Genomic DNA, 20,754 nt, shown 5'->3' on the forward strand with positions numbered 1-20,754 from the left:
GCTATGGATACGGGAACCTTCCGCGGTCTTATTACGCTGATTTTGATTGTTGCTTTTATAGGCATTTTTGCCTGGTCCTATTCAAAGCGACGCAAACCAGACTTTGACGAAGCAGCCAACCTGCCCTTCGCCGACGATAGTGATGAGCAACCAGCCCGTGATAAGCATGCTTCGCCTGAGCGCGAAGTAGATTCCCGCCACGACAGGGGAGATAAAAACAGATGAATAATTTATGGGGTGACTCCCTATCCAGCTTCTGGAGTGCCTGGATTATTGTCATCACGCTAGGCACTATCGCGCTAAGCGTTTGGATTTTGCTCTCCAACCGCCGCACCGATAAAGTCCCAGATGCTGACGGTAATGTTGAAACCACTGGCCATGCTGCTGACGGCATTGAAGAGTACGACAACCCACTACCCAAGTGGTGGTTCCAGCTATTTATCCTGACGGTGGTTTTCGCCTTGGGTTACTTAGTGTTTTATCCAGGACTAGGTAACTATGCCGGCGTTCTAGGCTGGTCCCAAGAGAGCCAATGGGAAGAGGAAGTGGCTGAGGCCCAGCAACGCTTCACACCAATCTTTGCGCAGTATCAGGAAGTGCCTATTCCTGAACTGGCAAGAGATCCAGAAGCCATGCAGGTTGCAGAGCGTATTTATCAGAATAACTGTGCCGTATGTCACGGCTCCAACGCCCAGGGCGGCTACGGCTTCCCGAATCTGACCAACGACGACTGGTTATACGGTGGTGAGCCTGAAAATATTCTGACTACGCTAAACCGGGGCCGTAATGGCCTGATGCCTTCGTGGCAGCAGTTAGGTGAAAATAATATTGAGAACCTAACCCAGTACGTACTCTCTTTATCTAGCTTAGAGCATGATGCTGAGCGTGCGGCCAGCGGCGAGAGCACCTACCTAGCGGTATGTGCTGCCTGCCACGGGCCTAGCGGTACCGGCAATATTGCATTGGGTGCACCAAACCTGACGAACGATATTTGGCTCTACCAAGCACCAGGCCAAAGTGTTGCAGACTCGGTTCGCCAGACACTGCGTAACGGTCGTAATGGTCATATGCCAGCACAAGCAGCCTACATTGGTGAAGAGCGTGTTCACCTGGTAGCCGCTTACGTCTATAGCCTACGGTTTAACGACTAACCGACGTTTCAATTTCCAGGCTACGCTAATAGGGGTGCGGTTACATACCGCACCCTTTCTTCATCCACAACCCGATACACTACTCAACATTGAGTGTTATCTGGCTGACAGCTGATTCCCATACTGCCGCCTACTCCTGCCTTGTGAGCTGCGATCATCGCCATGGAAAAAATACCTAGCCACGATATTACGCCTCCAACTGTTGGGCACCACACACCCGGGGAAATCCACACCCAAGAAATGTATGCCAAACGGCGCCACATTTACGTACGCGAGATTAAGGGCCTGTTTCAAAAGGTCAGACGCTGCGCTAACTGGGCGCTTATGCTGATGTTTTTCTTACTACCATGGATCAACTTGGGCAACCGTCCCATGATTTGGTTCGACCTGCCGGGCCGAGAATTCCATATCTTTGCCGCCACGTTTTACCCACAAGAGTTTGTACTACTATCGTGGCTGCTAATTATCTGCGCCTTTGGGCTGTTTTTTATTACCGTATTTGCGGGACGTGTTTGGTGCGGCTACACCTGCCCGCAAAGCGTCTGGACCTTTCTGTTTATTTGGCTTGAACACCGTATTGAGGGCACCAGAAACCAGCGCATTAAGCTGGACCAGCAGCCCATGACTACCAACAAAGCGTGGCGTAAGGGAGCCAAGCATCTAGCATGGCTATTTATTGCCCTAGCCACCGGCGTTACCTTTGTCGGCTATTTCACACCCATTCGCACACTGGTTAGCGAACTACCCACATTAGAAGCCCACGGCTGGTCTTACTTCTGGGTAGGTTTCTTTTTAGTCTTTACTTACCTGAATGCCGGCTGGCTACGTGAACAGGTGTGCATCTACATGTGCCCCTATGCACGCTTTCAGTCAGTAATGTTTGATCGCGACACGCTGATTGTTTCTTATGACGAAGCCCGTGGCGAGCCTCGTGGCCACCGCAAAAAATCGCTCAGCCATGCACAGGTTCAAGCAGCGGGCTTGGGCGACTGCATTGATTGCGAACTGTGCGTTCAAGTATGCCCAACGGGTATTGATATCCGTGACGGCCTACAGTACGAGTGCATTACCTGCGCTGCATGTATCGATGCTTGTGACAGCGTAATGGATAAGATGGGTTACCCTCAGGGGCTAATTCGCTACACGACCGAAAATGCACTGGAAGGCAAAAAGAGTCATATTTTACGCCCTCGCCTGCTCGGCTATTTTGCCGCCCTTCTTGTAATGATGGCTGCATTTGCCTGGGCGGTTAACGACCGAATGCCGCTTGGCTTTGACGTGGAGCGTGATCGCACACAGCTTTATCAGACCACTCGGGATGGGCGTATCAGTAATGTGTATAGCTTGAATATACGCAACTTAGATAATCAAGATCACACCTACCGCCTGAGTGTTTCAGGCTTGCCCAGCTTGGCGCTGGACGATGTCATGGTTAATGTTCCGGCTGGCGCCTCGCGCTTTCAAGTGGTTACCGTGCTCGTTGAAGCAAGTGACTTAAGCGAGCCAAGCCACCCCATTACTTTTACTTTGCAGTCCCAGCAAGACGAACGTATACGCCTTGAGCGTGAAGCCCGTTTCCTGGGCAACATTAGGAGATAAATACATAATGCCTGCCACTGACGTGACACCCTGGTATAAGCAGTTTTGGCCTTGGTTTTTACTTGGCTTACTGTTCACTTCAATCGTGGTTAGCTCCACCTTTGCTGTTCTATCGATCAAAACAGCAGACGGCATGGTGGTGCAGGAAGATTACTATGAGCATGGCAAGGCCATTAACATGATTCTTGCCAAACAGGAGCGTGCCAATGAGCTTAATCTTTCAGCCGAGCTGCGAATTGACCCGCTGACCAGTGATATTGTGATTGATCTGTCAGGAGATGACCGGCCAGACAAGCTGTACATGATGCTTATCTTCCCAACCCAGGATGATCGAGACCAAGAGTTTGTCTTAGAGCACGTACGGGATGGCCGCTATATTGCGCAAGGGCCGGACAACCTACGCTATCGCTGGTATATCCAGATTCAGCCACAACTGACCAATGCCGACTGGCGATTGATCGGCGAAGCTCGCTTTCCTGACGAAAATAGCATTGCCCTACTGCCCGGAGGGCGTTCTGCAAGCGAATGAGCACTACTGTTACTACTCCTAGTACTACTTCTAGTACGACTCCTAGCTGTTATCACTGTGGCAACCCGGTGCCCGCCGGGGCGCCGTGGCAGATCATCCTGGATGAGACCCACCACCCGCTTTGCTGCCCTGGCTGCGAGGCGGTGGCTCACGCTATTGTGGACGGCGGCCTGGAAAGCTACTACCGCTACCGCACCGAACTCCCCGAACGCCCCGATGAGCGGCAAGCTGCCAAAGCTGAAACATGGTCAGTGTTTGATGATCCTGGCCTACAGGCGCAGTTCGTACACGCTGATGGTGATGAAGGGTTTGTCAGGGCCACACTAGCCGTAGAAGGCATCACCTGCGCTGCCTGCGCCTGGCTAATTGAACACCGCTTAAATGCCCTTGAAGGCGTTGTATCAAGCGCGGTTAATTTAACCCACCACCGCCTTCGCGTGAGTTGGGACCCAAAGGTTGTCCAACTGTCGCAGCTGTTCGCTGAACTAGCGGCGATTGGTTACGATGCTCAGCCCTACGAACCTGATCAAGCTCAAGCACGCCTGCAGCACGAGGAGCGGATGAACGTCCGTCGCTTGATCGTGGCCGCAGTGGGCATGATGCAAGTGATGATGTTCTCTATCCCTATTTATGTCGCTGGCCCAGGGGAAATCAGCGCGGATTTTTACGCACTTTTCCACTGGCTCTCATTTGCACTGGCGACGCCAGTCGTACTTTTCTCAGCACAGCCCTTTTTCCGCAATGCGCTGCGTGATCTTAAAACCGGCGTGCTGGGCATGGATGTACCGGTATCTCTCGCCATTGGCGGTGCCTATTTAGCCAGTAGCTACGCCGTGCTCTTTAATGTTGGCGAGGTATATTACGACTCGGTAGCCATGTTCACTTTTTTCCTGCTGTTTGGCCGCTACGTAGAAGGCCGTGCCAGACGACGCAGTGGCCATAGCGGTAACGCCTTAAGCGGTGTTTTACCGGTATCCGCTACCCGCCTTGAAGCTGACGGCAGCGAACGCATTCTGCCTGCTAGTGAGCTTCAGGCAGGCGATCGAATACTGATTAAGCCCGGTCACGGCGTGCCTGCCGACGGTATTATTGAGGAAGGTGAATCCAGCTTAGACGAGTCGATGTTGACCGGTGAGTACTTGCCGGTTACGCGGCGTATTGGCGATAGCGTAACCGGTGGCAGCCAAAACATGGAAAATCCGCTGATCGTCACCGTCACTCATGCGGGGGGTGAAGCACGGGTAGCGGGCATCGTGGATTTAACCGATCGTGCTTTTGCTAGCCGCCCAAGACTAGCCCAAATGGCAGCCCGCATGGCTCATTTGTTTGTACTGCGCCTGCTGCTGGTCACGGTCTGCGTTACCGTGGCCTGGTGGTTCATCGACCCTTCAAGGGTGCTATGGATAATGCTATCGGTACTGGTCGTTACCTGCCCCTGCGCGCTGGCCCTGGCGACTCCCACGGCATTGACGGCAGGACATGGGCAACTGCGCCAGCGCGGTGTACTCATTACCCGCGCCGATGCCATGGAGTCACTGTCTAACGTTACCCGAGTTATTTTCGATAAAACAGGTACGCTGACCCGGGGCGAAATGCACCTGATACAAACCGTGGCTATCCCTGGGCACCTACCTGAGCTAAGCAGCGAACGCGCACAAGCCATCGCTGCTGCCCTGGAAGCCCATTCAGAGCACCCCATTGCCCGGGCATTTCGACCATTTCGCGATGCAACGCTACAAGCCCGCCATGTGCAAAGCTACACCGGCTCTGGTTTAGAGGGCACACTAAATGGTGCCACATGGCGCTTAGGTAAACCTGACTTTGCCACTACAACCGCTATGGTGCCGCCAAGTACAGGGCAGTGGTTACTGCTTAGCGAAGACAGCCAACCACGTGCATGGTTTAAGCTGCATGACGGCATTCGTGATGATGCAGCGCAGACGGTGGCAGCCCTACAGGCTCGTGGCTTAGTGGTTGAACTGCTCTCCGGGGATACGCAAGAGGCGGTAGAGAGCCTGGCTCAACAGCTCAACATCACTACTTGGCATGCGGGGAAATCGCCTGAAGGCAAGCTTGAACGCTTACGCGAGCTACAAGCTCAGGGCGAGTGTGTGGTGATGATTGGCGACGGCATCAATGATGTGCCTGTTTTAGCCGGGGCTGATGTTGCCATCGCCATGAACGGCGCCACCGATTTAGCCCGCACGCGAGCAGATGCCGTACTACTCAGCCCACGTTTGATGCGGATCTATGATGCCATTGATATTTCTCAGGCCACCCGCAAAATCATGCGTCAAAATATGCTGTGGTCGGTATGCTACAACTTTTCAGCACTGCCACTGGCAGCCATGGGATTAGTACCACCATGGCTTGCAGCTATTGGCATGTCGCTTAGTTCTCTGGTAGTGGTAGGTAATGCACTACGCCTTTCTCGCTGGCGTACCCAGACTCCCACACTGGCAGCTACTGCCCCTCCGGTGAACGCATGACCATCCTATACCTACTTATCCCTCTTTCTCTTATTTTGCTTGGCTTAGCGGTGTGGGCATTTTTTTGGGCAGTTAAGCATGACCAGTTTGACGACCTGGAAGGCCCTGCCCACCGCGTTTTGTTTGATGACGATGAGAACGACCTAACCAAAGAGCAGCGCGCAGAGCGTAAAAAAGCCGCCGGCAAAAAGGCGGATTCTCATAAGTCAGAGCCACCGCCGTGAACCCAACAGGACTAGATCTACCGCCTGTCATGGCAGCCTTTGTATTTGGCTTGATGGGAGGGGCTCACTGTATTGGCATGTGTGGTGGCATTATGAGCGCACTGACATTCGCCGTGCCACCTAGCATGCGACACCCAGCGCGCATGGGTGGCCTACTACTCAGCTATAACCTGGGTCGTATACTTAGCTATATGGTCGCAGGCGCTCTAGTGGCAGCACTGGGTACGTTAATTTCACTTTCACCAACCGCGCGCGTCCTGCTACAGACCTTTGCTGCGTTAATGCTGATTTTAATGGCACTGTATATCGCCAACTGGTGGAAAGGGCTGCTTAAGGTCGAAGCTATTGGCCGCCACCTATGGCGCTATATAGAGCCGCTGGGGCGACGTTTGATGCCCGTTGTGCATATCCCCCAGGCCTTTACCCTTGGCGCATTGTGGGGCTGGCTCCCCTGCGGCCTGGTCTACTCCATGCTAGCCTGGAGCCTGGCCATCGCCGATCCATATCAAGGCGCCATGCTAATGGGTGCCTTCGGCCTAGGCACCCTGCCAGCACTGCTTGCTACCGGCTTGGCTGCCCAACAGTTTAGCCAGTTGATTCGTCACCCAGCTACCCGCAGTATCGCCGCCATTACCATCATCGGCTTTGCTGTTTGGCAATTATGGTCTCTGATTGGCCACACCGCTCATTAGACTTCTCTCTGTCACGCGAATAACTTGATTCAGCTCAACGCTTTCAATATGCGCTTGCTCTAGCATTCAGTCTCGTATTAAGCCTGCTCCTATCGGTTTAACACCGTACATTCGGCCTGGCTTTTAAACGTTGGCTTTGCAAACTTAGTCTCTTAAAACCAAGTCTCTTAAAACCTAGTCTCTTAAAACAGGGAGCGCCTTCCATGCCCGCACGCGCCACTGCTGCCATTCCACACCCTACACATGCAGCGCATTCGGCCACCGCCTGGGATGAAGCGCTGATACGTCGATACGATACAAGCGGTCCACGCTACACTTCTTACCCAACTGCGCTCGCTTTTCATGATCAGTTTACCGCCGATGACTTTACTCAAGCACTTGAGCGCAGCAATCAGCACCAGCGACCACTATCGCTTTACGTGCACGTACCGTTTTGTCGAAAAATCTGTTTTTACTGCGCCTGCAATAAAATTGCCACCAAAAACACAGGGCTGGCGGAACCTTATCTTTCCCGCTTAGACCGAGAGATGGTGCTAACCGCTCGACACCTGGACACCCAGCGACCAGTGCAACAACTGCACTGGGGCGGCGGAACACCAACGTTTCTATCATTGGCTCAAATGAGCGACCTGGTGGATAGGCTAGACGCACGCTTTGGTCTATCCATGGCACCAGAGCGTGATTACGCAATTGAAATTGACCCACGGGAAGCGGATGTTTTCACCCTACGCCACTTACAGTCGCTAGGCTTTAACCGGCTTAGCCTTGGGGTACAGGATTTAAATCCTCAGGTACAAAAAGCCATTAACCGGATTCAGCCCCGGGTACTCACCGAAACCTTAATGGAAGAGGCACACCGGCTCGGTTTCCGCTCGCTAAATCTCGATTTGATTTACGGGCTACCTTTTCAAACCGAAAAGAGCTTTGCTGATACGCTAAGCCAGGTAATAGAGCTTAACCCCGCTCGCCTATCAGTGTTTAACTATGCTCATATGCCAAGCCGCTTTGCGCCTCAAAGGCGTATTAACGAGCAGGACCTGCCGAGCGCTGATGAGAAACTTGCCATCCTGCATACCACTATTGAAATGCTGACCAGCGCAGGCTATATCCATATTGGCATGGATCATTTTGCCCGCCCGGATGACAGCTTAGCGATTGCCCAGCGCAATGGCTCCTTGCAGCGTAACTTCCAAGGTTACTCTAGCCATGCTCAGTGCGATCTTATCGGGCTAGGTGTTTCAGCAATTTCGCGTGTAGATGATGTTTATGCGCAAAACCCAACCTCTCTTGCACACTTTGAGGCTGCTTTAGATCAAGGTAGGCTAGCAACAGTGAAAGGATTGCGTTTAAATCAGGATGACCTAATACGCCGAGATGTCATTGAACGTCTGATGTGCGATATGCAAATTGATTTAGCGGCCATTGGTCAGCGTTGGGAAATTAACGCCACGGACTATTTTTCTGCTGTTCTTGAGCAGCTTCGCGCTGCAGAGCAGGATGGTTTACTAGTACGTGACGGCCTCTCCCTGACTGCCACCCCCACGGGCCGCTTACTTATTCGCCATCTCGCCATGGCATTCGATGCTCATTTGCCAAGCCAATCGGCACAGCGTTATTCAAAGATTATGTAACCTTCTTGAGGTGCTAATGCCTAGCGCCTATGATGGCTAATGACCAAGGGAGACTGACATGCCTCAACAAGCTAGCCAACGGCGTTCACTGCTGCAAGAAGCTCGCTGCCAAACTTGCAGTCTTAGTTCGTTGTGTCTGCCGCTGGCCCTTGAGCTCGAGGACATGGGACAGTTCGATGCCATTATTCGCCGTCGAGCCCCACTGAAAAAGGGTGAACCCCTCTTTCGTCAGGGTGACCTCTTTACCAGCGTGTACGCAGTTCGCTCGGGCAGTCTTAAGCAAACGACCAGCGAAGGTAATGGCAATGACCAGCTAACTAACTTCTATCTGCCTAGCGAGTTGGTGGGCCTGGATGGGATTGATGAAAGTTACTACCCAGGTAGCGTTATTGCGCTAGAAACCACCACCGTCTGTGAAATCCCCTTTGATCGCCTTGATACCCTTTCCGAAGAGCTGCCCGAGCTACGGGGACAACTCTACCGGAGCATGAGCAAAGAGCTGAAGGACGACCGGCGCATGATGAGACTATTATCACGCAAAACCGCCGACCAGCGGCTAGCGAGCTTCTTGATCACACTATCAGACCGCTTCCGTCGCCGCGGATACTCCCCCTTTAGCTTCCGGCTCTCCATGTCCCGCGCCGATCTGGGGAACTACCTTGGCCTCGCCGTAGAGACTGTCAGCCGTATTCTTAGCCGTTTCCAGCAACAAGAAGTCGTTGCCGTATCAGGCCGAGAAATTAACATTCTCGATATGCCGCGCTTAATCACCTTGGCCGAAGAGGAAGAGCAGGCCGTTACTCCACGCTGAGCGCCTGAATACGCCCGGCCAACATAGCCGCTTGCTTGGCTTCCAGGTTCTCAAAATCGAATAACTGTCGGTCAGCTAGCTGGGAGGGGGCGACATTAGTGACGGCTTTAAACATGCTTTCCAACCGCCCTGGGTGTTTCTTATCCCACTCAGCCAGCATATCTTTAACGACCTGGCGCTGGAGATTAGGCTGTGAGCCGCACAAGTTGCAGGGAATAATAGGAAATTCCATTAGCCGCGAGAACTCAGCGATATCCGCCTCTTTGCAGTAGGCAAGGGGGCGAATCACAACATTTTTACCATCATCTGACAGTAGCTTAGGCGGCATAGCTTTTAATGATCCGCCAAAGAACATATTGAGAAACAGCGTTTCCAGAATATCTTCCCGGTGATGACCCAAGGCAATCTTAGTCGCGCCAATCTCCTCTGCAAACCCGTATAGCGACCCTCTTCTCAGCCGCGAGCAGAGTGCGCAGGTCGTCTTACCTTCTGGGGTCTTCTCCTTCACCACTGAGTAAGTATCACGCTCCAGAATATGGTACTCCACCCCCAGCTTATCCAAATACCGAGGTAGTACATGCTCGGGGAAACCTGGCTGCTTTTGATCTAAATTAACCGCGACCAACGAAAAATTAACCGGTGCGTTACGCTGTAGGTTGCGCAAAATCTCAAGCATTGTGTAGCTATCTTTACCACCAGACAGGCATACCATCACTCGATCACCCTCACCAATCATTTGGTAATCGATGATCGCGTTACCTACCTCGCGGCGTAGCCGTTTTTGCAACTTGTTGAATTCACGCTTCTGTTTTGCGTCAGGCGCTTCTGGCGCGGCCTTAAGGCTAGCCGCTGGCGTGATAGCTGCCGTCAAGGGGTCCAAATAGTCAGGAGATTGCATGGTATAAGCACTGCCGATGGTAGAAAGAGCGACCGCTATTCTAACAACACTCGCTAGCTCCCCCCAACATAAACCCAGCAGATTAGCGGCTACTAGGCAAGCTATTCAGCCTCCCGCTGCAAACGGAGATACAGCAGAGCGCTAGCCGTGGACTCACCTAACACACTATGGCCACTCAGCGTTGGCAGCTGCCAGCGGTCGAGCGCATCGCCAATGCGGCTATCTATATCTACCTGCGGGTGCAAACGTCGTAGCTGGCGCTGATGAAGCTTGGCAACATCCACCTGGGCGTTAGGCAAGCCAAAACCCAGCCCCTTTTTAAACAGTGCATTGAGTCGGTCGAGTGAACGGTCTAATTGCCACCCTATTAAAGGCCGGTTACCAATAAACTCCGCCAGCGTACCAAGGTTTTCTGCACTGGGAGCCAAAGCGACTGACGTACCATAGAGGCAGTGATGTCGACGCAGTGTTGTAGCATTGGCGCTTTGGGTGTTGGCGATTGTGGCAACCCAGGCTCGGCTGGTTTGTACATGATGCTGGTCAAGCACCACCGCAGCTACGCTAATTACCGGCTGGGCATCATCTGAGGCATGACAGGCCAGCGCCACTAATTCTTCGCCCATATAGGGCTGGAATAACCAAGCGTAAGGAGAGCCGGCACACCGACGGCGGTCGCTTTCCCGCTGTAGAAGGGTGCGCAACGAGCCGCTGAATAGCGCCACGTGCCGATCTAACAGTCGCATGCCGCTCACGAATACTCCAGATGATAACGATGTGAAAGGCGTTGTTTGAAGTCTTTAACAATGTGCATAGCTTCACGTAGCAAATCCCGCTCAAGGGATGACAACTCCTGAACAACAACCCGGTTAGTGCGCTTATCAATCGCTGTATCTAGCTCTTGAAGCTGCTGTTTCAAACGCAGTTCGGTAAATAGCGCCAGCGCTTCTCCCAAATCATCAGCAAAGCGCCGGTCTAATCGGCCATCAGCCGCTAAGGCGTCCAAGCGATCAAGCGTTGACGTCGCTTTGATCCGTCTCTCAAGCGCCATGGTGCGCACACCATGAACAATCGGAAAAATGCCGCCTTTTTTAATATCGATGCCGTGCTGGGGCTTTTTCAGCGAGCCAAACAGTGTCAACGGTGTCGAAAAACGTAGCGCTGTTCTAGCAAAGTAAGAGAGCAATAGCTCATCACGGGAACAGCGCTCGAAAAGCTCTTCCCTAACGCTCTCCAGTAACGCTGGATTACCTGCAACCGCGTGGGCATCCAGAAGAATAGCCAGCTTCATCAAGCTATCGCCATCACGGGCACTGACCCACTTCACAATATTTCGCTTCCATTGTGAGACACTTCCAACCCACTCCGGGTTAGACACCATAATATTGCCGGGGCATGGCGGGTAGCCCAATCGAATCAATGTCTGTGTAAGGGCCTGCATTTGCTCGGCCACATCAGGCCATTGGCTGTCATCAGCTAAAATCAGGCCATTATCCTGGTCTGTTTTAAGAATTTGCTCCCCCCTGCCTTCGCTCCCCATCACCATCATGCAGCTATCGCTATGATGAGTTTCATCAACGGTAAATGACCAGGCTTTACTTATAATGCGCCCATTGAGTGCAGCCAAAAGATCCATCGCAAAGCGCAGTTTTACCCCCTGGGCCATTAATGCTTTTACCAACTCTGGGGTACGTTGGCTGGCAGCCGCCAATGCTTCAAGACTATTCGCCTGCTCAACTTGAAGACTGACCACATAACTACGGCTGGAGAAATAGCTCAGCACATCGGTCAGCTCAACAACTCCTTTGAGCAGTTCTTGCTCCATTACCACTACCCGAGCAACCTTATGACGTGTCATTAACACCAAAGCTTCAAATAAGTATTGATTAGGCGTCACGGTAACCAACGAGTAATGGGCAACCGCCTCGACGGGCGTTGCGTTGCTACAGTCACCAAGCACTAATCCATTTAGCAGGTCCGTTTTGGTGACCATGCCATACTTTCCCTGGGTGTTGACCAGCAAGCTATCAGCGTGGCTGTCATTAAGCTGCTTAACCGCACTGGCAATATCAGCCGATGCGTCCATCAATAACGGCTCACGCATGCACTCACTCACCTTAGCCAGCATAAAACCAGCCATGGTCACGCCACCTTCAGCGCGTTTTTCTGTCAGCAAACGTGTTTTGTGCGAAAGTGACTGTTTGAAAAAACTCTCGAACTCAGGGTAGTGGCGGCATAGCTGTATAAACAGTGCTTTAGGCATGATGTAGCACAAGCACTCCTGCTCGGCCTGGAAGCGGTAGCGGCTCTTCCCATTTAAGATACTAATAGCACCGAACAAATCACCTGCAGTGTAGTGACCAATGCGTGCGCTAGAAGCTGGCAAAGTAGTATCAAGCTCTGCCACTTCGCCTTTATGAATCAGGAATACGCACTCACCGGCCTGACCGGTTTCTAAAATAATTTCATCTCGGTCAAAGTAAGCCAAGTCTACCCCGCGGCGCACATGATCACGCCCCTCTTCATCCAGCAGCGTAAATGGCAGCTGGGACAGTTCAACCTCTACCATGCGCGACCTCACTTTACGGCTATATAAATAGGCTGCCTATACAAGCCGACCGAATAAAACTTACCAATGCTACTTATTATACTTTTCGCTATAAAGCTAACGTCGAATCGACGTTTTATTAACGACCAAAGTATTGCCTACGCTTACTAACAAGACACTAAAAGGACCTTTGTTAAACGTAGCAAACATTACTTTTAAGCGAGCTATAGACTATCGTCCTATCACTCTTTCATTATCGACAAAAAAAATAAAAAAAACTAGAAAAAATAAGCATTTCCGCGTATAAAACTGTTTACAATAATCTTGTCAAAGTAATCTGATACCAAAGTCTGGGATTTATTTTTTTGATTTATTGACCAGTATTAATAGTGAATCTGGAGGGGTAATCAAACTGGCTAACCCGTTGACTAACTCAATGCGTTACCAGGGGCCCCAAAAGCTTGCTTAACGTTTCCCAACATGGCGACTTCTGGTAAGCGCTTAAAAGAAGATTAACGCTACAAAAATAACGTGCTGATGTGCCTGGCTGGCCAACATGTCGCTTTGAAGCTCGAATACTAGGAAACACAGAGCAAGTTCCACGTAAGGTTGCCCTGATGAATCACACGCTACTTTGAGTTCACTTTCCAACCCTAAAAATCACAAGTGGAGAGCAACACAATGGCAGACGACAAAACCAATGCTGCTGCATACTGGAAAGCCAACGTTCGCTTGATATTCGGATGCCTAGCTGTATGGGCGTTTGTATCTTACGGATGCGCTATTCTTTTTCGCCCATTGCTGGCGGGCATACTGGTTGGAGGGACTGACCTGGGCTTCTGGTTTGCCCAACAGGGCTCCATCCTCACCTTTATCGTGCTGATCTTCTTCTATGCCTGGAGAATGAACAAGCTTGATGAAAAATTTGGCCTTGGGGAGTAAGCCAGCATGAGCCAATTTGCAATCAATTTACTATTTGTCGGCGCTTCCTTTGCGCTCTATATCGGCATTGCGATATGGGCGCGTGCGGGCTCCACAAAAGACTTCTACGTCGCCGGTGGTGGTGTTCATCCAATTACGAATGGCATGGCGACAGCCGCCGACTGGATGTCAGCAGCATCGTTTATTTCCATGGCGGGTCTACTGGCCTCTGGCGGTTATGCAAACTCTAGCTTCTTGATGGGCTGGACAGGCGGTTACGTTATTCTGGCAATGTTGCTTGCCCCTTACCTACGTAAGTTCGGCAAGTTCACCGTGCCTGACTTCATTGGTGACCGCTTCTACAGCAACACCGCCCGCTTTGTGGCGATTGTCTGCTTAATCGTGGCCTCGGTGACGTACGTTATCGGCCAAATGACCGGTGCTGGTGTTGCATTCTCTCGCTTCTTGGAAGTCAGCAACACCTGGGGTATCTGGATTGCGGCGCTAATCGTATTCCTGTATGCCGTTTTTGGTGGTATGAAAGGCATCACCTATACCCAGGTTGCACAGTACGTAGTACTGATTATTGCCTATACCATTCCGGCAGTTTTCATTGCGATGCAGCTAACTGGCAACCCGATTCCGATGTTCGGCATGTTTAGTACACATACGGAGTCTGGCGTCCCTCTTTTGGCCAAGCTAGATGAAGTCGTTAACGCATTAGGGTTCCAGGACTACACAGCCGATGTGGATAACAAACTCAACATGGTGCTGTTCACCCTGTCTCTGATGGTCGGTACTGCGGGTCTGCCTCACGTTATTATCCGCTTCTTTACCGTACCAAAAGTTGCTGACGCACGCTGGTCTGCTGGTTGGGCACTGGTATTCATTGCGCTGCTATACCTAACTGCACCGGCGGTTGGCTCTATGGCTCGCCTTAATCTGATCACTACGATTTATCCGGAGATGTCTGGTCAAGTCGAGAATTATGAAGAAGCCTTAAGCAACCCGATTTTCTATGAGGACCGTCCTGAGTGGTTCCGCACCTGGGAAGACACCGGCTTAATCACCCATAATGATCTGAACAACGATGGCCGCATTCAGTTCTACAACAATGCTGCTGATTTCTCAGATCTTGGTTGGGAGGGTAACGAACTTGAAGTTAACAACGACATCCTGGTACTCGCCAACCCCGAAATTGCCAATCTTCCTGGCTGGGTAATCGGCCTAATTGCAGCAGGCGGTATCGCTGCGGCTCTATCAACAGCAGCCGGTCTACTGCTTGCGATTTCGTCAGCGATTAGCCATGACTTGATCAAAACCATGATCAATCCGAAGATCTCCGAGAAAGGAGAAATGCTCGCGGCGCGTATTTCCATGGGTGGCGCTATTCTACTAGCAACCTACCTGGGGCTTAACCCACCAGGGTTTGCAGCACAAACCGTAGCACTGGCCTTCGGTATCGCAGGTGCCTCGCTGTTCCCAGCGCTGATGATGGGTATCTTCTCTAAGCGCATGAATAGTAAAGGTGCCATCGCTGGTATGCTGGCAGGCTTGGTGTCCACACTGCTGTACATCTTCACCTACCTGGGTTGGCTGTTTATTCCAGGCACCAATATGCTGGCTAACACGCCTGACAACTGGATCTTGGGCATCTCGCCACTCTCCTTCGGTGCTGTAGGTGCGATGATCAACTTCGCGGTTGCGTTTGCTGTCTCTAGCGTAACGGAAGAGCCTCCCCAAGAGATTCAAGACTTGGTGGAAAGCGTCCGCTACCCGAAAGGTGCTGGTGTAGCAGTTGATCACTAAGCCATAATCATTCCCTCTATATGCATACTGCCAATAGACACGTGGAATGATAGCTTACCATCGGGCTTCCTCAGGGAAGCCCGATGGCTTTTAGAAGGGATATTTTATGATCTGGCATCTCGTTGCCGCCATATTTGCAGGGCTTGCCGCCGCAGGTATTGGCTTACTACTTAGAACACTTAGCCGTAAGCGGCTTCCTAAATGGATTGTGCCCGTATGCGGCGGCTTGGGCATGCTAGGCTACCAAGTTCAGGTGGAGTACTCTTGGTTTGAACACAAGCAGGAACAGTTACCTGAGACCGCGACCGTTATTTCCAGTGACACCTCTAGTGCCGTTTGGCGCCCCTGGACATTCGCTTTTCCCATGACAACCAAGTTTAGTGTCATCGACAGCGATAATGTGCGTGCAACGACTAGCGAGGGCGCAGTGATTGCTGAATTTATTCTCTATCAATTTGAGCGGCACCATATCGATATTGTGACCACACAGCCTTACGTGCTGAACTGCACAAGCCGAGAGCTAGTCCCCTTGCACCCTGATACCGGTGCAGCGGAGCTAAACCAGCTGCGCAGGCTGCGCGAAACCTCACCACTTTTAACAACTGTTTGCCAACTCGCCGCTGAACAGCAGACGTAACCCCCTCCTTCGCCTAGAATAGCTCTCTTTATCTACGTCGTAGGCTAGGCGAAGCACTCAACATGGGGAGACACTATGTTTCATGGCGGGCTGCTGGTCGCAGTATCACTACTGTATATTGCGATTCTGTTTGGGATTGCGTGGTACGGGGACCGTCGTGCCCGCACCCATGGCGCTAGTCGTCGTCGACCCATTATCTACAGTCTAGCGCTGGCCATTTATTGCACCTCCTGGACGTTTTACGGTGCAGTGGGCCAAGCGGCGACGGCTGGCTGGTCATTTGCCAGCATTTTTGTCGGCCCAATTCTAACATTTCTACTGTTTTGGCCAGTGCTGGCCAAGATGATTCGTGTTGCCAAACATCAAAACGTTACTTCGATTGCCGACTTTATTGCCTCTCGCTACGGTAAAACCCAGTCACTGGCTGCTTTCGCCAGCTTAGTCGCACTCATTGGCACCCTGCCCTACATCGCGTTGCAGCTTAAAGCCGTTTCCACCTCTTTTAGCGTGCTGACTGACGCACAGGACATGACCCACACGCCACTCTTTGGCGATACTGCTTTTTACGTGGCCATCGTGATGGCGATTTTCGCTATTCTGTTTGGCACACGCCATACCGATGCGACGGAACACCATGAGGGGCTTATTCATGCGGTAGCTTTTGAGTCGTTGGTAAAACTCGCGGCATTTCTTGTACTAGGCGCATTTGTAACATGGGGCATGTTTGGTGGATTAAGTGAGCTGATGGCCCATGCCGAAAGCCAGCTAGAGCTTCAGCGTCAGCTAGCCAACCAGGATTTTGGTCAAAGCTTTTGGGCCCAAACCCTACTCGCTATGCTGGCAATTCTCTGTTTACCGCGGCAGTTTCATGTAGCGGTTGTGGAGAATATCCACCCTGATGATGCCTCCAAAGCACGCTGGCTGTTTCCACTCTATTTGCTCGCCATTGCGTTTTTCGTGATACCACTGGCCGCTGCTGGCCTGCTGCTTTTCTCAGATAGTGGGGTGGAGCCTGATACTTACGTGCTTGCGCTTTCCATGGCATCAGGGCATGAGTGGCTAACACTACTGACGTTTATTGGTGGATTTTCCGCCGCCACGGGCATGGTGATCGTTGCTGCGGTAGCTGTTTCCATCATGATCTCCAATGAGATTGTCATCCCCGCCCTGTTCAGGTTGCGCTGGTTTGATACCAAAGCCCGCGACTATGGCCGCCTAGTACTACGCGCACGACGCCTTACCATTGTGGCCGTGCTGGCCATGGCATACGGCTTTTATCAGCTAATAGGCGAGTTCACCTCACTGGCCTCTATCGGCATGCTCTCTTTTGCAGCCGCTGCTCAGTTTGCACCGGCACTGATTGGTGGGCTGTACTGGAAACGCGGTAACCGCTTAGGCGTGATTGTTGGGATGAACGCAGGCTTTGCCATTTGGGCCTACAGCCTGCTCATGCCAGCCATGATCAACGCTGGCGTGCTACCCCACGAATGGCTAACAGGCGGTCCCTTAGGGCTTGCCTGGCTATCGCCCACGACACTCTTTGGCCTAAACCTCGGCGACACTTTTACCCATGGGGTTATGCTCTCACTAGGCATCAATTTATTCTGCTACATTTTTGTTTCGCAAATCACCTCTCAGCGCGTAGTCGAGCGTATTCAAGCCTCACTGTTTGTCGATAGCGTCGAAACTCGCCAAACCTCAGTTAACCGGCCCTGGACAGGCGCTACGACAGTGGGCGACTTAAAGGTGCTCTGTGAGCGCTTTCTCGGCGCTAACCAAGTCGATCGCGCCTTTGAAGATTATGCTCTTCGAACCGGCAAGCCCATGGAGAACGGCACTCGAGCATCTATTGACGTCATCCAGTTTACTGAGCGCTTTTTAGCCTCGGTACTAGGCGCCTCCTCGGCACGCATCGTGGTGAACTCAGCGCTGCAAGGGCGCGGAATTGGCATTTCCGATGTCATCTCAATCGTTGACGAAGCCTCCCAAGTGCTGGAGTTTAACCGCGCACTGCTGCAGGCCACTATTGAGAATATCAATCAAGGTATCAGCGTTGTTGATCAGAACCTCAGGTTAGTGGTGTGGAACCAACGCTATTTGGAGCTATTCCGCTTCCCTGACCATTTGATTCGCGTGGGCGCGCCAATGGATCGCATCTTCCGCTATAACGCTCATAACGGCGAGTACGGCCCAGGAGACCCCGAAGAACACGTTCAGCTACTGCTGGATAATATTCGCGACGGTCACCCCCACCGCTACGTACGCTATCGCCAGGATGGTAGCGTACTTGAGGTCCAGGGCAACCCGATGCCTGGTGGCGGCTTTGTATACACCTATCAGGACATCACACAACAAAAGCGCATTGAAGAGGCGCTAATACGTTCTGAAAACAATATCCGTATTTACACCGATAACGTACCAGCACTCATCGCCTACTTTGACAAAGAGTGCCGCTACCTATTTACCAACCGCGCCTATGAACAGGCATTTAGCATCGACCGTAATGCGGTGATTGGACGACGCTACGAAGATGTTTTACCCGTTAAGCAGGCCGAAGAGCGCCTACCTTGGATGAAGCGGGCACTGGCAGGAGAGCGGGTTAGTTTTGAGGTCTCGATGCGCGTTAACGCTGCAATGCGCTATATGTTGGTCACCTACACGCCCCATTTTGGCGATAGCCAGTCAATCCTTGGCTTTTTTGCGCTTTATCAGGATATTACTGAACGCCGACAGGCTGAGATTGCGCTGAAAGAGACCAACGAAACCCTTGAAGAGCGAGTGCGCGAACGCACCCAAGCGCTGTCTGAAGCGAATGCGGCACTACGTCAGGAAAACCGTGTACGCGCTGAAGCCGAGCAAGCATTACGTCAGGCTAAACAGCTAGCCGAAGATGCCAACGCTTCAAAAACACGCTTTTTGGCCGCAGCCAGCCACGACCTACTGCAGCCGCTGAATGCCGCACGCTTGTTTACCTCGGCCTTGATGCAAAATGTCACTACCAGCGACACTCAGCGCACCATTGGACATATCGACAACTCCTTACAGGCCGCTGAAGAGCTGCTTGGCACCCTACTGGACATTTCAAAGCTGGATGCCGGCGCCCTAACCCCCCGACGCAGTCACTTTGCCCTAGCAGATATTTTCCGCCCGCTGCGTGCTGAGTTTGAAGTGATGGCGGATGATCGCGGCTTGGATCTCAATGTCGTTCCGACCCAGCAGTGGGTCGACTCTGACCCACAAATGCTGCGTCGAATTGTGCAAAACTTCCTCTCTAACGCCATTCGCTATACCCAGGAAGGTCGCGTATTGATGGGCTGCCGCCGCCGCGGAGACCATCTCTCGATAGAGGTATGGGACAGCGGCCCTGGCATTCCAGAGTCTAAATTGACAGAAATCTTCCAAGAGTTTCGTCGACTGGATCAGGTCTCACGCCATAAAGAGAGCGAAAAAGGGTTAGGCCTAGGGCTTTCCATTGCCGACCGTATGAGTCGCGTGCTTGACCACCCTATCAAAGTACGCTCTTGGGTAGGAGTAGGCACAGTTTTTGCCGTTAGCGTGCCTATTGTAGCGGCACGTGAGATTACTCCAACCGACCAAGAGCCTCAGGGTCGCCGTGGCGGCAATAAGCTAGCAGGCACTCGGATTGTATGTATCGATAACGAAACGCTAATTCTTGAAGGTATGACCGCTATGCTCAGTGGCTGGGGATGCGAAGTATTCACCGCAACCAGCATTGGCGGTGCCAAATCGATCCTGCGTAATATGGACGGTGACCCTGATGCGATATTAGCGGATTATCATCTAGATAACGAAGTGACGGGCCTGATGGCGCTTGAGGCACTTAGTGAACGGCTGACAACGGCGGTGCCGGGTATTGTGATTACCGCCGACCGCACCGAGGCCGTAGCAGAAGAGATAAAACGAGCGGGCTATCAATTGCTTTTGAAGCCGGTGAAGCCCGCAGCGCTACGCGCCCTATTAACACGTACACTCCAAGCTAGCCGTGCTGCTGGGTAAGCACAAGGGCCTTTAAACGACAGCGCCGCGCTTATATTGCTATAAACGCGGCGCTGAGCGGCTTGTCTTATCGAGCTTATGACTCGACTTTAGGAGGGTCCACTTCCAGTTTTTGCGCAGCAATGACCGCCTGGGTGCGGGAATGCACGCCCAGCTTGCGCAAAATAGCAGTGACGTGGGCCTTAATTGTCGCTTCAGATACGCTCAGTTCATAGGCGATTTGTTTATTCAACAAGCCTTCGGTCAACATATTGAGTACGCGAAACTGTTGAGGCGTTAGTGAAGCAATCGCTTCGGCAAAACGCGACTCTTCTTCGCTCGTCTCCTCCAACACATTGGCGAGTGCTTCAGGTAGCCATACTTCACCCTGCAAAATTTCTCCCACGGCCTCTGCAATCAGCTGTAGAGAGGAAGATTTAGGGATAAATCCTGATGCGCCGTAGTCAATGGCACGACGCACCACGTAGGGCTCATCACTTCCCGATACAACAGCGACCGGAATATCAGGCATCTGTCCGCGCAACTGGATCAAGCCTGAGAAGCCATGGGCACCCGGCATGTGTAAATCCAGCAGAATTAAATCTGCATCAGGATGGCGGTTAACGACTTCATTAGTGGCCTCCATGGTGTCGGCTTCGACAATCTCAGCCTGGGGGGCCAGCTGGCGCAACGCCTGGGTGAGTGCTGCACGAAACAGCGGATGGTCGTCAGCGACGATAAACTTATGGGCTACTGCCATGGATATTCCTCCGGTTCCTCGAGCAGCGGGGTTGTCTGCCGCCGCGACGCTAGGCTCTTACG

General features: G+C 52.2%; 17 protein-coding genes. 13 read left to right on the plus strand and 4 right to left on the minus strand.

What is annotated here, in order from left to right:
- Positions 1 to 3 precede the first annotated feature (3 nt).
- The 9 genes from CPA45_RS15545 to fnr all read left to right on the plus strand — a co-directional run bounded on the left by CPA45_RS15545 (position 4) and on the right by fnr (position 9,126).
- Positions 4 to 225, plus strand: a complete 222-nt coding sequence (locus CPA45_RS15545; protein WP_078086340.1) for a cbb3-type cytochrome oxidase subunit 3 — start codon at positions 4 to 6, stop codon at positions 223 to 225.
- Positions 222 to 1,151, plus strand: coding sequence for a cytochrome-c oxidase, cbb3-type subunit III (gene ccoP, locus CPA45_RS15550; protein ID WP_096653020.1), 930 nt, complete (start codon positions 222 to 224; stop codon positions 1,149 to 1,151). The genes CPA45_RS15545 and ccoP overlap by 4 nt, the downstream gene beginning before the upstream one ends.
- A gap of 162 nt (positions 1,152 to 1,313) precedes the next feature.
- Positions 1,314 to 2,750, plus strand: coding sequence for a cytochrome c oxidase accessory protein CcoG (gene ccoG, locus CPA45_RS15555; RefSeq protein ID WP_096653022.1), 1,437 nt, complete (start codon positions 1,314 to 1,316; stop codon positions 2,748 to 2,750).
- Positions 2,751 to 2,757: 7 nt separating this feature from the next.
- Positions 2,758 to 3,279, plus strand: coding sequence for a FixH family protein (locus tag CPA45_RS15560; protein WP_096653024.1), 522 nt, complete (start codon positions 2,758 to 2,760; stop codon positions 3,277 to 3,279).
- Positions 3,276 to 5,768, plus strand: a complete 2,493-nt coding sequence (locus CPA45_RS15565; RefSeq protein ID WP_096653026.1) for a heavy metal translocating P-type ATPase — start codon at positions 3,276 to 3,278, stop codon at positions 5,766 to 5,768. The genes CPA45_RS15560 and CPA45_RS15565 overlap by 4 nt, the downstream gene beginning before the upstream one ends.
- A complete protein-coding gene (ccoS, locus tag CPA45_RS15570; RefSeq protein ID WP_096653028.1) occupies positions 5,765 to 5,992 on the plus strand; it encodes a cbb3-type cytochrome oxidase assembly protein CcoS in 228 nt (75 codons plus the stop codon). The genes CPA45_RS15565 and ccoS overlap by 4 nt, the downstream gene beginning before the upstream one ends.
- Positions 5,989 to 6,684 carry a sulfite exporter TauE/SafE family protein gene (locus tag CPA45_RS15575; RefSeq protein WP_096653030.1) on the plus strand — a complete coding sequence of 232 codons (696 nt, stop codon included), beginning with the start codon at positions 5,989 to 5,991 and terminating at the stop codon, positions 6,682 to 6,684. Before ccoS ends, CPA45_RS15575 begins: the two co-directional genes overlap by 4 nt.
- A gap of 203 nt (positions 6,685 to 6,887) precedes the next feature.
- Complete coding sequence (gene hemN, locus CPA45_RS15580) at positions 6,888 to 8,315, plus strand: oxygen-independent coproporphyrinogen III oxidase (RefSeq protein ID WP_096653032.1); 1,428 nt, start codon at positions 6,888 to 6,890, stop codon at positions 8,313 to 8,315.
- Positions 8,316 to 8,373: 58 nt separating this feature from the next.
- Complete coding sequence (fnr, locus tag CPA45_RS15585) at positions 8,374 to 9,126, plus strand: fumarate/nitrate reduction transcriptional regulator Fnr (RefSeq protein ID WP_096653034.1); 753 nt, start codon at positions 8,374 to 8,376, stop codon at positions 9,124 to 9,126.
- Here the strand turns inward: fnr and ttcA are convergent.
- The 3 genes from ttcA to CPA45_RS15600 form a co-directional block, all read right to left on the minus strand.
- Entirely contained in the window at positions 9,113 to 10,024 is a 912-nt protein-coding gene (gene ttcA, locus CPA45_RS15590; RefSeq protein WP_096653036.1) for a tRNA 2-thiocytidine(32) synthetase TtcA, read from the minus strand. The genes fnr and ttcA overlap by 14 nt on opposite strands.
- Before the next feature lie 101 nt (positions 10,025 to 10,125).
- The gene (locus tag CPA45_RS15595) at positions 10,126 to 10,767 is read right to left on the minus strand and encodes a 3'-5' exonuclease family protein (protein ID WP_096653074.1); all 642 of its coding nucleotides are present in this window, start codon (positions 10,765 to 10,767) and stop codon (positions 10,126 to 10,128) included.
- Between the two features lie 5 nt (positions 10,768 to 10,772).
- Positions 10,773 to 12,590: a putative nucleotidyltransferase substrate binding domain-containing protein gene (locus CPA45_RS15600; protein WP_096653038.1), complete on the minus strand. Its 1,818-nt coding sequence runs from the start codon at positions 12,588 to 12,590 to the stop codon at positions 10,773 to 10,775.
- 660 nt (positions 12,591 to 13,250) lie between these two features.
- Here CPA45_RS15600 and CPA45_RS15605 point away from each other — a divergent pair.
- The 4 genes from CPA45_RS15605 to CPA45_RS15620 all read left to right on the plus strand — a co-directional run bounded on the left by CPA45_RS15605 (position 13,251) and on the right by CPA45_RS15620 (position 19,953).
- The gene (locus CPA45_RS15605; protein ID WP_096653040.1) at positions 13,251 to 13,511 is read left to right on the plus strand and encodes a DUF4212 domain-containing protein; all 261 of its coding nucleotides are present in this window, start codon (positions 13,251 to 13,253) and stop codon (positions 13,509 to 13,511) included.
- Positions 13,512 to 13,517: 6 nt separating this feature from the next.
- Entirely contained in the window at positions 13,518 to 15,299 is a 1,782-nt protein-coding gene (locus CPA45_RS15610) for a sodium:solute symporter family protein (protein WP_096653042.1), read from the plus strand.
- Between the two features lie 106 nt (positions 15,300 to 15,405).
- Positions 15,406 to 15,936: a hypothetical protein gene (locus CPA45_RS15615; RefSeq protein WP_096653044.1), complete on the plus strand. Its 531-nt coding sequence runs from the start codon at positions 15,406 to 15,408 to the stop codon at positions 15,934 to 15,936.
- A gap of 75 nt (positions 15,937 to 16,011) precedes the next feature.
- Positions 16,012 to 19,953, plus strand: a complete 3,942-nt coding sequence (locus CPA45_RS15620) for a hybrid sensor histidine kinase/response regulator (RefSeq protein WP_096653046.1) — start codon at positions 16,012 to 16,014, stop codon at positions 19,951 to 19,953.
- Positions 19,954 to 20,029: 76 nt separating this feature from the next.
- Here CPA45_RS15620 and CPA45_RS15625 read toward each other — a convergent pair whose 3' ends face one another.
- Positions 20,030 to 20,692, minus strand: coding sequence for a response regulator (locus tag CPA45_RS15625; protein WP_078086325.1), 663 nt, complete (start codon positions 20,690 to 20,692; stop codon positions 20,030 to 20,032).
- Positions 20,693 to 20,754: the final 62 nt, after the last annotated feature.

The organism is Vreelandella nigrificans (assembly GCF_002374315.1).
Classification (GTDB): Bacteria; Pseudomonadota; Gammaproteobacteria; order Pseudomonadales; family Halomonadaceae; genus Vreelandella; species Vreelandella nigrificans.